This is a genomic window from Devosia sp. (genome assembly GCF_017307565.1).
Classification (GTDB): domain Bacteria; phylum Pseudomonadota; class Alphaproteobacteria; order Rhizobiales; family Devosiaceae; genus Devosia.
Genome location: NZ_JAFKHD010000442.1, coordinates 1 through 11,542, shown reverse-complemented (window position 1 = coordinate 11,542; position 11,542 = coordinate 1). Strand labels below are relative to the sequence as shown.

13 protein-coding genes are annotated in these 11,542 nt (G+C 60.0%); 7 read left to right on the top strand and 6 right to left on the bottom strand.

The features are described 5' to 3' along the window. The 3 genes from rlmJ to J0I64_RS19380 form a co-directional block, all read right to left on the bottom strand. On the bottom strand, nucleotides 1-776 hold a 776-nt coding region (gene rlmJ, locus J0I64_RS19390), incomplete at its 3' end, for a 23S rRNA (adenine(2030)-N(6))-methyltransferase RlmJ (protein WP_291411338.1). Continuing rightward, nucleotides 776-1,423, bottom strand: coding sequence for a LysE family translocator (locus J0I64_RS19385; RefSeq protein ID WP_291411336.1), 648 nt, complete (start codon nucleotides 1,421-1,423; stop codon nucleotides 776-778). The genes J0I64_RS19385 and rlmJ, both read right to left, overlap by 1 nt. A 69-nt stretch (nucleotides 1,424-1,492) precedes the next feature. After that, a complete protein-coding gene (locus J0I64_RS19380) occupies nucleotides 1,493-1,960 on the bottom strand; it encodes an Lrp/AsnC family transcriptional regulator (RefSeq protein WP_291411334.1) in 468 nt (155 codons plus the stop codon). A 126-nt stretch (nucleotides 1,961-2,086) separates the two neighbouring features. On the opposite strand from J0I64_RS19380, the gene J0I64_RS19375 reads away from it, so the two are divergent. From J0I64_RS19375 to J0I64_RS19345, 7 genes are all read left to right on the top strand, one after another. Beyond that, on the top strand, nucleotides 2,087-3,310 hold the full coding sequence (locus tag J0I64_RS19375) for an argininosuccinate synthase (protein WP_291411332.1): 1,224 nt from the start codon (nucleotides 2,087-2,089) through the stop codon (nucleotides 3,308-3,310). A gap of 99 nt (nucleotides 3,311-3,409) precedes the next feature. Then, the gene (locus J0I64_RS19370) at nucleotides 3,410-4,477 is read left to right on the top strand and encodes a serine hydrolase (RefSeq protein ID WP_291411330.1); all 1,068 of its coding nucleotides are present in this window, start codon (nucleotides 3,410-3,412) and stop codon (nucleotides 4,475-4,477) included. Further along, nucleotides 4,474-5,085 carry a chloramphenicol phosphotransferase gene (locus tag J0I64_RS19365; protein ID WP_291411327.1) on the top strand — a complete coding sequence of 204 codons (612 nt, stop codon included), beginning with the start codon at nucleotides 4,474-4,476 and terminating at the stop codon, nucleotides 5,083-5,085. The genes J0I64_RS19370 and J0I64_RS19365 overlap by 4 nt, the downstream gene beginning before the upstream one ends. A 99-nt stretch (nucleotides 5,086-5,184) precedes the next feature. Further along, nucleotides 5,185-7,296, top strand: coding sequence for an EAL domain-containing protein (locus J0I64_RS19360; protein WP_291411325.1), 2,112 nt, complete (start codon nucleotides 5,185-5,187; stop codon nucleotides 7,294-7,296). A 2-nt stretch (nucleotides 7,297-7,298) separates the two neighbouring features. Then, nucleotides 7,299-7,898, top strand: coding sequence for a sigma factor (locus J0I64_RS19355; RefSeq protein ID WP_291411323.1), 600 nt, complete (start codon nucleotides 7,299-7,301; stop codon nucleotides 7,896-7,898). A gap of 45 nt (nucleotides 7,899-7,943) precedes the next feature. Further along, nucleotides 7,944-8,339, top strand: coding sequence for a VOC family protein (locus J0I64_RS19350; protein ID WP_291411321.1), 396 nt, complete (start codon nucleotides 7,944-7,946; stop codon nucleotides 8,337-8,339). Next, nucleotides 8,336-8,719 (top strand): VOC family protein, encoded by a 384-nt coding sequence (locus J0I64_RS19345; RefSeq protein WP_291411319.1) that lies wholly within the window; start codon nucleotides 8,336-8,338, stop codon nucleotides 8,717-8,719. Before J0I64_RS19350 ends, J0I64_RS19345 begins: the two co-directional genes overlap by 4 nt. Nucleotides 8,720-8,843: 124 nt before the next feature. Here the strand turns inward: J0I64_RS19345 and J0I64_RS19340 are convergent, their stop codons facing one another. The 3 genes from J0I64_RS19340 to J0I64_RS19330 all read right to left on the bottom strand — a co-directional run. Continuing rightward, nucleotides 8,844-9,395 carry a dihydrofolate reductase family protein gene (locus J0I64_RS19340; protein WP_291411317.1) on the bottom strand — a complete coding sequence of 184 codons (552 nt, stop codon included), beginning with the start codon at nucleotides 9,393-9,395 and terminating at the stop codon, nucleotides 8,844-8,846. A gap of 426 nt (nucleotides 9,396-9,821) precedes the next feature. Then, complete coding sequence (rhuM, locus tag J0I64_RS19335; RefSeq protein WP_291411315.1) at nucleotides 9,822-10,859, bottom strand: RhuM family protein; 1,038 nt, start codon at nucleotides 10,857-10,859, stop codon at nucleotides 9,822-9,824. A 110-nt stretch (nucleotides 10,860-10,969) separates the two neighbouring features. Continuing rightward, nucleotides 10,970-11,542: sodium/proton-translocating pyrophosphatase (locus J0I64_RS19330; RefSeq protein ID WP_291411313.1), on the bottom strand; the 573-nt coding region annotated here is incomplete at its 5' end.

Here is an 11,542-nt window from a genome sequence, read left to right as displayed (position 1 = left end):
ATCAGCACCCGCATCTCTTCTTCAAGCACGAAAGGGGGATTGATGACGATCATGCCGGTGCCATGAAGGCGCGGCGGGTTGGAAGGCTGGCGAATGGTCAGCTCAAGCCTCAGGATTTTCGGAATACCCGATGTCTGGAGCAGAGCGACGAACTTATCCACGTCTGCCACATCCTTGATAGGATACCACAGGGCATAGAGCCCGGTAGGCCAACGCTTGTGAGCTTTGATGAGGTTCTGCGCCATACGCTCGAATTCATTCCGCTCCTCGAAGGGCGGATCGATGAGCACAAGGCCGCGCTTCTCCTTGGGCGGCAGATGTGTGCCAAGGGCCTGCCAGCCATCGACATGCGTAACGCGAACCTGAAAATCGCCGGCAAAATTCTCGCGCAGCGCTTCGACATCGACCGGATGCAGTTCGAGCGCCATCAGCCGATCCTGCTGCCGCAGCATGTTTCGCGTGATCAGCGGCGAGCCCGGATAGAAGCGCAACGCGCCATCGGGACTCTGTGCCCGGACGGCATCCAGATAGGGAACGAGGAGATCCTGAGCAGGCCTGGGCAGGTCGCGCTCGATGAGGCGCCCAATACCATCGACCCATTCGCCGGTCTTTTCGGCCGCCGCCCCCTTGAGGTCATAGAGCCCCACACCGGCATGGGTGTCGATGACGCGAAACGGCGCATCCTTGCGCATCAGATAGGCAAGGATGCGGGTTAGAATGGTGTGCTTGACCACGTCGGCAAAATTGCCGGCGTGGAAGACGTGACGATAGTTCATCAGTGGCGCGCCTGTGCCGTGAGAATGGTGACCGCAAAGGCGGTGAAGATCGCTGCAAAGCTCCAGTTCAGCGTCCGTTCTACCCATTTGCTGCGTTTGAACGCTGCGGCCAGCCAGTCGGCCGCCATCACCGTGACGAGACCAAGTGGGATCGAGAGCAGCACAAACTCGAAGCCGAGGAAAAACAGCTTTGAGGTCGCAGCAGGATCATGCGCATCCACGAACTGGGGCAGGAAGGTCACGAAGAACAGCACCACCTTAGGATTGAGGAGGTTGATCCCGAGCCCGGTCGCAAAACTCTGTCGCACGGTCGGCGGCTTCTTTGCCGCCTCGGCGATCCGAAGGCCGCCGCCATGCACGATCGCCTGGTAGGCCAACCAAATAAGATAAAGCGCACCAACAATTTTTAGCGCCAGGAACAGCGGAGGAGCCGCTATGATCAGGACCGAAATGCCGAAGGCTACCAGCGTCGTGTGGACGAGAATGCCGGCCATGGCCCCGAACATCGCGGCGACCCCATGAGCGCGGCCATAATTGATGGCGCGACTCAACTGCAGCGCCATATCCGGCCCGGGCGTTATGGCCAGAACCACCGTCGCAATCGCGAAGGCCAAAATAACGTGCAGGTCGGGGATAAGGGCAGACATGGCTGGTTTGGCCTTGGGGCAACGAAGTGTTGATCCGGTATGGCACTAACCGCAGGCGCTGAACAGGTTCTAGCTCACCGGCAGCTCGAAACTGCGCTTGATCGTCTCCATGGGCACGTCGGTCTTGACGCTCTGGACGCTGGGAATGCGCATGAGATAATCCGACTGAAACCGCCAATAGGCGTGCAGGTCGGTCGTCACGATGCGCATGATGGCGTCGCACTCGCCCGTGGTAAGGTAGCACTCCGCGACTTCGGGATATTTTCGCACCGTCTCGGCAAACTGGTTCGTCGTCTCGGCATCCTGGGTCTTGAACCAGATGCGCGCAAAGACGGTCAGCCCCAGGCCCAATTTCTGCCCGTTGAGCACGGCAACATACTGATCGATGACGCCATTTTCTTCGAGCAGTTTCACACGGCGCAGGCAGGGCGAGGGCGACAGCCCGACCTCATTGGCCAATTCGACATTGGACATGCGCCCATTGCGCTGCAATGCTTTCAGGATACGGCGGTCGATGGCATCAAGCATTTCTGGCATCTTTCCGTCCCCATTCGTGCAAAATTGGCATAATATGCCAGAAATTGGCAAGGACCTGCGATAATAGCAAGTTCATTGCGCATCGAGTGATCTATCCTGTCACCATCAGATCTTGGGACGACAACCATGGCGAATGAAATCAAGAAAGTCGTGCTGGCCTATTCCGGCGGCCTCGACACCTCCATCATCCTGAAATGGCTGCAGGAAACCTATAATTGCGAAGTGGTGACCTTTACCGCTGATCTCGGCCAGGGCGAAGAGCTCGAGCCGGCACGCAAGAAGGCCGAAATGTTCGGCATTAGGGATATCCGCATCGAAGACCTGCGCGAAGAATTCGTGCGCGATTTCGTCTTCCCCATGTTCCGCGCCAATACGGTCTATGAAGGCCAGTACCTGCTCGGCACCTCCATTGCCCGCCCGCTGATCGCCAAGCGCCTCGTCGAAATCGCCCAGGAAACCGGCGCCGACGCCATTTCCCATGGCGCCACCGGCAAGGGCAATGACCAGGTCCGTTTCGAACTGACCGCCAATGCGCTCGATCCCTCGATCAAGGTAATCGCCCCCTGGCGTGAATGGGACCTGCGCTCGCGCACCCAGCTTCTCGCCTATGCCGAAGCGAACCAGATCCCGATCGCCAAGGACAAGCGCGGCGAGGCTCCGTTCTCGGTCGACGCCAATCTCCTCCATACTTCGTCCGAAGGCATGGTGCTGGAAGACCCCGCCGTTCCGGCTCCCGACTATGTCGCCCAGCGCACGGTCGATCCGGAAAAGGCGCCGAACGAGCCCGAAATCATCACCATCGGCTACGAAAAGGGCGATCCGGTCTCGGTCAATGGCGTCAAGCTTTCGCCGGCGGCGCTGCTTACCAAGCTCAACGAACTTGGCGGCAAGCATGGCGTTGGCCGTCTTGACCTCGTTGAAAACCGTTTCGTCGGCATGAAGTCGCGCGGTCTCTACGAGACCCCCGGCGGCTCGATCCTGCTCGTTGCCCACCGCGGCATCGAATCGATCACCCTCGACCGCGGCGAAGCTCACCTCAAGGACGAGCTGATGCCGAAATATGCCGAGCTGATCTACAACGGCTTCTGGTTCTCGCCCGAACGCGAAATGCTGCAGGCCCTGATCGACAAGAGCCAGGAATATGTCTCCGGCGAAGTCACCGTGAAGCTCTACAAGGGCTCAGCCAATGTCATCGCCCGCTCCTCGGCCAATTCGCTCTATTCGATGGACCTCGTGACCTTCGAAGAAGGCGCCGTGGCCTACGACCACAAGGACGCCGCCGGCTTCATCCGCCTCAATGGCCTGCGTCTGAAAACCTGGGCTGCCCGCAACAAGAAGGCGCGCGGCTGATCCCAAATGCCGGGGAACGGGCCAACCCGTTCCCCATCCGGCGCAACTGCTGCCGGGCTCTGCCATTATCGGTAGAGTGAGGCTGTGCAGGGAGGGATCATGCGCCGAATTGGAAGATTACTGGCGCTGATGAGTTTTCTGCTCGCCGCGCCCACTCTCGCCGACGACACCATCTCGGCATTTCTGCAGGACCACGCGAGCGATCAGGGCGACATCGGCATCGCCGCAGCGCGCATTGTCGATGGCCAGCCGGAATTCGGCGCAAAAGGCCCTTTGCAGCAGGGTGCCACCGCTCCCGTCACTGCGGACACAATTTTCGAAATCGGCTCGATCAGCAAGGTCTTCACCAACCTGCTCCTCGCCCAGCTAGTGCTGGAGGGCAGAATGGCCCTCGACCAACCGGCAAGAATCTACCTGCCGGAGGGCGTCGATCTCCCGACCTTCAAGGGGCAGGAAATGACCCTTTTCGACCTTGCCACCCATAGCGCCGGCCTGCCTGCGGTCCCGCCGGAAATGTTCTTCGCCGATCCGTCCAATCCCTATCGGGCCTATACCGCGGATATGCTCTTTACGTCCCTCGCGAGCTATGAGCTCAACGCCGCGCCGGGCACGCACTTTTCCTATTCCAATATCGGCGCTGCCCTGCTCGGTCTTGCCATTGCCCATGTCGAAGGCCAGCCTTTCGACACGCTGGTTGCCGAGCGCATCCTCGATCCGCTGGGCATGTCCGAGACCTATCTCGATGTACCAAAGTCCGCGGAAGCACGCTTTGCAACTGCCCATAACGCAACCGGCGAGCCTGTATCCCACTGGGATTTCGGCGTCTTTTCGCCGGCAGGCGGCTATCGTTCGACCGTCAGCGACATGGCAAAGTTCGCCGCCGCAGCCAGCAGACAGGTCGAGACACCGCTTAAAGAGGCGTTCGCGCTGATGCGGGAACGGACACGACCAACCGATCGCGCCTCGATGAGCGTTGGGCTCGGCTGGATGATCAGCGACGCACCCGGCAGCCGCATTGTCTGGCACAATGGCATGACTGGCGGCTTCAACGCCTTTATCGGCTTTGCCGAAGATGGCAGCGCCGCTTCAGTGGCGCTCGCCAACCGCACCGGCGCCACCGGTGTCGAGAACATCGGTTTTCGCCTGATCGTGGGGACAGAAAAATGACCGGCCGCATCATCATTCTCAACGGCGCCCCCCGCTCGGGCAAATCGAGCCTTGCCAAGGCGATCCAGGCGTCGATTGCTGGCACCTGGCTCAATCTGGGCGTCGATAGCCTCGCCGCGAGCACGCCGCCGGCTCTGATGCCGGGGATTGGCCTGCGCCCTGGCGGGGAAAGGCCCGATCTTGAGACCAAGGTCGCCGAACTCTACGATCTTCTCTTTGCCTCCATAGGCCTCGCCGCCCAACGCGGCTTCGACATCGTCAGTGATCTGGGTATGCACGAAGACTACGCAACCCCGCTCCGCATCCTCGATCGCGCTGCTGCGGCGCTGGGGCCGGCCGGCGCGCTTATCATCGGGATCGACTGCGACATCGACGAGATCATGCGCCGGCGGAACGCCAATCCGCAGGGCGGTCTCTACCTCGGCGGCGATACCCCACCGCCGCCTGTGCTGCGCTGGCAGGAGGGCGTCCACCGCAACAATGACTATGACCTTCGCCTCGACATGGGACGGCTGACGCCGGACGCAGGCGCCAGGACCATTGCGGGCCTGCTGGACCACCCACCGGCCCTGCCCGTGCTCGCAAAACGCGCCACCACTCTTTCCTGAAACGATTCAATTCGTTCGAAGCGGCGCTTAAGCCCGCGTTAAATCCCTGCCCTTAGTTTCACCAAAGCGTCATGTTGGACGATGTGACTGAGGGGATCGATGGGGGACTTGGACGCCGGCGCGAATGACGTCGCTGACGCGCTGCTGCTCGACGCAGCGCTGGAAAACATCCCCTATGGCTTTTGCGTCTGGTCCCCGCAATTCCGCCTGATCATGTGGAACAAGCACTATCGCGAGTTCTACGGCTTTACCGAAGATGCGATCCGCAAGGGCATGACACTGGAAGAGGTCGTGCACCTCTCGCACAAGCTCGGCAACCATCCCGGCCAGAGCCCTGAGGCATTCTACGAGGCCTATACGAGCGATCTGCTCTCAAATCGCGGCGGGCTGCGCAACAAGAGCCAGGAAGTGGTCTATGGCGGCCGCATCGTCGAGACCGCGCACGTCTATTCCGAGCGTATCGGCTGGGTGGTAACGCACGAGGACGTCACCGACGAGATCCAGCTTTCGGAAAATGTGCAGCGCCGAAAGCTCGAACTCGAACGCCAGAACATCCGGCTTGACGCAGCCGTGAACAATATTTCCATCGGCCTTTGCATGATGGACGCCAAAGGGCGCCTCGTCATCTGCAACGAGCCCTATGCGCGTATCTACAATCTGCCGGAAAACTTCGTGCGGCCGGGCACGCAGCTCGAAGACATCCTCGGGCACCTTTTCGATGTCGGCATGAGCGCTGGCGGCACAAGGGAAGGCTATATCACCTGGCGGCGCGAGGTCATCGCGCGGCGCGAGTATGGCAAGAACATCCACGAGCTCAACGGCCGCACCATCCTGATGCAGCACCATCCGATGAAGGATGGCGGCTGGGTGTCAACCCACGAGGACATTACCGAGCAGCGGCAGAACGAGGCGCGCATCCACCACCTCGCTCGCCACGACGCGTTGACCGACCTGCCCAACCGCGCGGAATTCCTCGAGGAAATGGCGCGGATGGAGGCCGGACTGCAGCGCGGCGAAATGGCGGCGGTGCTCTATATCGACCTCGACCACTTCAAGGCCGTCAACGACACGCTCGGCCACGCGGTGGGCGACGAGGTGATCAAGCAGGCGGCGGTGCGCCTCTGGGGAACGACGCGCGAGAGCGATCTGCTCGCCCGCCTCGGCGGCGACGAATTCGCCCTGCTGCTCCGCCCCATCGAAAATGCCGATACGGCCGCGCGAGTGGCCGATCGCATCATCAAGACCATGTGCGCCCCGATGAATATCCGCGGCCAGCATATCGAAATCGGCGCCAGCGTCGGCATTGCCGTGGCCCCAGGGGATGGCATGATCACCGACACCCTGGTCAAGAACGCCGATCTCGCCCTCTACAAGGCCAAGAGCGAAGGGCGCTCGACCTACCACTTCTTCGAAACAGGCATGGATGCCGAGCTGCAGCAGCGGCGCCTCATCGAGGCCGGGCTCCGCGTGGCACTGAGCCGCAATGAATTCCGCCTGCTCTACCAGCCGCTCCTCGGCCTTAAGGAAAACCGTATCACCTGCGTCGAGGCTTTGCTGCGCTGGGAATTCGAGGGACGCATCGTCTCCCCTGCGGAATTCGTGCCCATTGCCGAGGACACTGGCCTGATCTCGAGCATCGGCCAATGGGTGCTGAACGAAGCCTGCGCCACCGCCGCCACCTGGCCCAATGGTGTGCGCGTCGCCGTAAACCTCTCGCCGGTGCAGTTCCGCCAGCGTGATCTCGTCGACCAGGTGCACCGGGCGCTGAGCAATGCCCAGCTCGATCCCAAACGGCTGGAGCTGGAAATCACCGAAAGCCTGCTCCTGACCGAGAACGAATCCACCCTGCGTGCCCTCCATCAACTGCGCGGCATGGGCGTGCGTATTTCCATGGACGATTTTGGCACCGGCTATTCCTCGCTGTCCTATCTGCGCTCCTTCCCCTTCGACAAGATCAAGATCGACCGCTCCTTCATGCGTGACCTGGTCAGCCGTGCCGACAGCCAGGCCATTATCCGCGCGGTGATCGGACTCGGTCAGTCGCTAGGCATGTCGACCACCGCCGAAGGCATCGAAACCGAGGAACAACTGGCACTGGTCCGCGCTCAGGGCGTATCGGAAGTACAAGGTTTTCTGTTCTCCCCCCCCATATCCGATGCGGCCCTCGCAAAACTGCTGCGGCGAGAAGCGTCGGTGCGAAAGGCGTCTTGAGCATGCGGGGGCGGGTCTATGCCCAACTGCTCCATATCGCTCGCCGCGAACACGATTCTGCCGAAGCCGAAGACGTGGTGCAGGATGCGCTCGTCGCTGCCATCGCTGCTGGCCGAAGCGATATAGAAAAACCCGACAACGCCCGCTGGCTCACTGGCGTCGTACGCAATCGCGCCCGCATGGAAGCGCGCACGTCCCGGCGTCGCAGGGGCCGCGAGACCGCCTGGCAGGCGGCGCGAGCGCCCGAGGGAAAAGCCGACAATCCCGATCTGGACGCCATTTTTTCCGGCCTCCCCCCAGCCCTGCGCACTTTTGCAGCCCTGGTGCTGACCGGGCATAACCGGCGCGAAATCGCCTATCTGCTCGACTTGCCCGACACGGCCCTGCGCCAGCGCGTTTCGGCGCTGAAACGCCATCTGACGGTCAAGGGGCTCGTGGCGCCCGAGGAACTGACCGGGCTCAATCTCGACCTCGCCTATGGCCGCATTCGCGATGCACTCCTGCCGGCGCTGCTCCGTCACGGCGGCGTGTTCGCCAGCCACGATCCGGATGGGCATCTTTTTTTGATAAAGCGCTCACAAACCGACACCTCGCAGCAATAGGCTGTTGTCTCCGGAAAAGCGGGGACCTCAACGAGAGGATGCGCCATGCTGGCTCAGCCAAGCGAAACCTGTATCATTTTTCATTCCAGCGACCTCGACCGGGCCGAGCGCTTCTATCGCGACGTCTTCGGCATTGCCTTCGAACCGCGAGGCATCGGCGCGGAGCGGCTGCTCTTTGCCCGCCTGAGCCCCGTTTTCAGCATCAGCATCATGCGCGGTGAGGGCCAACCGGGCACAAGCCCCCTGCTGACCTTCACCCTGGCCGACGGCGGCATTGCCGATGTCGTCGACGCGCTCGCCCACTATGGCGCCACCATCGTCTCGCCTGTCGGCCCGGCGCCAGAAGGCCATGGTGCAACCCTTCGCGATGCCGACGGACACCTGCTCGGCCTCTATCAACCCGCCACACAACCTCTTTCCCGCAAGGATCGCAGCCAATGAGCCTCAAACCAAAAAAAGTCAGCATCGTCTTCTATGTCGGCGACATCCTTCGCACCGAAAGTTTTTATAACGACACGCTGGGCCTCGGGCTCGAACGCATGGAGGGCGCAGAACCCTTCTGGCTGCAGGGTTCTATCGAAAACGGCCCCGACCTGATCTTCTTCCAGCAGGAAGGCAAGCGCGGCGACACACCGGCCATCGTCTTCGAACTCGACGAAGGCGGCATTGACGACGTGGTGAGCGAACTGGCGCAGAAGGGCGTCAACATCGTTACCCCCGTCTCCGAAGCCCCCGGCGGCTGGAGCGCCGACTTTCTGGACCCGGATGGTTTTGGTCTCGGCCTCTGGCAATCGGGCGACCTGCCGCGATCGGTGAAGTAGAAACGCTCCCTCCTCGGTCGTTACCACCGGGCTTGTCCCGGTGGTCCATGCCATCCGCAGAATGGCGTGCCTCCCCAAGATGGATTGGCGGGACAAGCCCGGCAATGACGATGAGCTGGGGGTGCTAACCGAGCCGCCGATAGGCCTGCACCACATTGCCCTTGGACGTGACGCGGGCACGAACCAGTTCCAGGCGCGTCGTCGGATCATCAGGCTCGAACAGGTGCCGCCCCTTGCCGGCAATCACCGGGTGGGTGATCAGCGTCAACTCGTCCATCAGCCCGGCAAAGACCAGCTGCCGCACCAGCGAAATGCCGCCCATGGCGCAGATGTCGCCTCCCTCGCCTGCTTTCTGCTCCCTGACGAAATCAAGAAAGTCGCCGTCGATCAGGTGGGCATTGCTCCAGGTGAGATCGGGCGGGCTCAGCGTTTCCGACGCGATGTACTTTTGGACGCTGTTGATAAAGCCGGCAAAGTCGAGATCCTCTTTCGCATTGGGCCAATAGCCCGCCCATTCCTGATAGCCGACGCGGCCCATCAGAACGGTCGAGACGTTGGCCATGACACCACCCAGCTCCTCGCCAAGTTCGGCATCAAAGGAATCGAACTGAAACTCGTTCGGCGCCTCGACGACGCCATCCAGCGAATGAAAAAGGCCGGCTACAACTTTACGCATCTCTTGTCCCTTCAACCTTTTCGGGCTCCCCGCCCGATTGCTGATGCGACGAACGAGGACGCGAAAGTTCGACAATTTTGTTTTTGGCGTTTGGCCCGCTGCGGCGCGGTGACAGCTGGTGAATGGGAAACACCACCGCCCTGCCCGCGTGACCGCGTCAGGTTTTTGCAAGTGGAACGGACCCCGAGACGCCTTCGCCCCTGAGTATTTTAGTTAGTGAGACGAAACCGCCTCGGGGCGCTGATTTTTGGGACAGGACTCACAGCACCTTTTTGAACGCTCGTCGCAAGGCGGCCAGTCCCACGAACCCGCACGAGAACGGTCTTCGTGCGTTCAGCATCCCCGCAGCCGTCCGTCTCGACTCCGTCCCGTGCGGGGAATTTTTTGAGTTTAGGATGGAGTGGTGGGGACGGGGATAAGTTTAGATTACTCGCCTTCGTCGACGTCTCGAAGGTAGTTCAGCTTACGCATGTCATCGAACTTATCGTACTCCGCCTCACAATGGCGATCTGCGTCCAACTTTGAGACACTTCCTCCACCTTTGAGCAGTGGCCTCTCGTTATTTTTGACAAATCGTTCTACAGCACGCTCGGCGTCAGCAGTGGTCACAAGACGCTGCAACTCAGTTTCTTGCTCAAAGTAATCGAGCAACATGTTTGTGAATCTGTTCAGATCTTTAATTTCCGCATCTGCCAAATAATTCTTAGCAGTATAAATGTCTTTTTTGTTTGGGGAACGTTTCTTCCAACTTGTTAGCCCCATATTGGCGGACGACGCCTTCGCTCGGTCGAGGCGTATTTCTGGGGCCGTCATGCTAGTTACGGCATATAGAAGTTTATTCTGGGTAGCCGCAAAAAACGCGTTCTTGGTAGCTTCGCTTAGGGCTTCATAGTCGTTGCATAAAGCAATAATCTGCCGCAGCTCGCGATACACATTTGCTTCAGAAGCCCGGATCTCACGAATTAACTCGCGGAGCTCGCGGAAGTGGTCTCTATCAGCGGGCGCTTTCAAGCGCTCGACGTCAACCACAAAACCCTTCGTCGCGAATTGCACTAGGGTTTCGGTTGCCCATTTTCTAAACATGGTGGCTTGCCGAGAGCTCACTCGGTAGCCGACCGAGATGACCATATCTAGGCTGTAGAGGGTGACGGGCTTAGCGGAACCAGCAATTTGCACTTTTTGCAAATTGCTCTCCTCCTCAAGTTCACCATCCTCAAGAATGTTGGCGATATGACGAGAAACCACGGAGACGTCTCGTCCAAACAGATCGGCTATCTGGGACTGCGTCATCCATAGAGCTTCACCATGGAACTGAAGTTGAACTTCTGTTCCTTTGTCAGTTCCATAAATAATAAATCTATGCCCTGTTCCCGCTTCCTCCGTAATATGTACAGGCTCCGTGGCAGAAGCTTTCTGAAGAAAGCTTGTGAGCGACGCATTTAATTTATCAGATTCCTGAGCCACAGCGATTCTCTTAAGGTTGGCTCCCAATATTAGTGCCTTTCGACATCATAGAACAGAAGGCCCGGGGTATACTCCCGGGCCTTCTTCATTCCAGCGCAGACTATGTCCGCCTAACCACCCATATGTGCCAGCACAGCCAACAACAGCAGCGCCACGATATTGGTGATCTTGATCATCGGATTGACGGCCGGGCCGGCCGTGTCCTTGTAGGGGTCGCCGACGGTGTCGCCGGTCACCGAAGCCTTGTGGGCATCAGAACCCTTAAAATGTTTGACGCCGTGGCTGTCGGTGAAACCGTCCTCAAAACTCTTCTTGGCATTGTCCCAGGCGCCGCCGCCGGCGGTCATGGAAATGGCGACGAAGAGGCCGGTGACGATAACACCCATGAGCATGGCGCCCAGGGACGAGAAGGCATTGGCCTGGCCCGCGATCCAGAGGATCACGAAATAGACGATGATCGGGGAGAGCACCGGAAGAAGGCTCGGGACGATCATTTCCTTGATGGCGGCCTTGGTAAGCATGTCCACCGCGCGGCCGTAGTCGGGCTTGTCGGTGCCGGCCATGATGCCCGGCTTTTCCTTGAACTGGCGCCGCACTTCCACCACCACGGACTGGGCCGCACGGCCCACCGCAGTCATCGACATGCCGCCAAAGAGGAAGGGTAAGAGACCGCCGAAGAGGAG

Excerpts from the sequence above, each read along its gene's own strand:
- J0I64_RS19355 (WP_291411323.1), top strand. The coding sequence starts at position 7,299 with ATGCGGGGGCGGGTCTATGCCCAACTGCTCCATATCGCTCGCCGCGAA.
- J0I64_RS19370 (WP_291411330.1), top strand. The coding sequence starts at position 3,410 with ATGCGCCGAATTGGAAGATTACTGGCGCTGATGAGTTTTCTGCTCGCC.
- J0I64_RS19350 (WP_291411321.1), top strand. The coding sequence starts at position 7,944 with ATGCTGGCTCAGCCAAGCGAAACCTGTATCATTTTTCATTCCAGCGAC.
- J0I64_RS19345 (WP_291411319.1), top strand. The coding sequence starts at position 8,336 with ATGAGCCTCAAACCAAAAAAAGTCAGCATCGTCTTCTATGTCGGCGAC.
- J0I64_RS19340 (WP_291411317.1), bottom strand. The coding sequence starts at position 9,395 with ATGCGTAAAGTTGTAGCCGGCCTTTTTCATTCGCTGGATGGCGTCGTC.
- J0I64_RS19385 (WP_291411336.1), bottom strand. The coding sequence starts at position 1,423 with ATGTCTGCCCTTATCCCCGACCTGCACGTTATTTTGGCCTTCGCGATT.
- J0I64_RS19380 (WP_291411334.1), bottom strand. The coding sequence starts at position 1,960 with ATGCCAGAAATGCTTGATGCCATCGACCGCCGTATCCTGAAAGCATTG.
- J0I64_RS19360 (WP_291411325.1), top strand. The coding sequence starts at position 5,185 with ATGGGGGACTTGGACGCCGGCGCGAATGACGTCGCTGACGCGCTGCTG.
- J0I64_RS19375 (WP_291411332.1), top strand. The coding sequence starts at position 2,087 with ATGGCGAATGAAATCAAGAAAGTCGTGCTGGCCTATTCCGGCGGCCTC.
- J0I64_RS19365 (WP_291411327.1), top strand. The coding sequence starts at position 4,474 with ATGACCGGCCGCATCATCATTCTCAACGGCGCCCCCCGCTCGGGCAAA.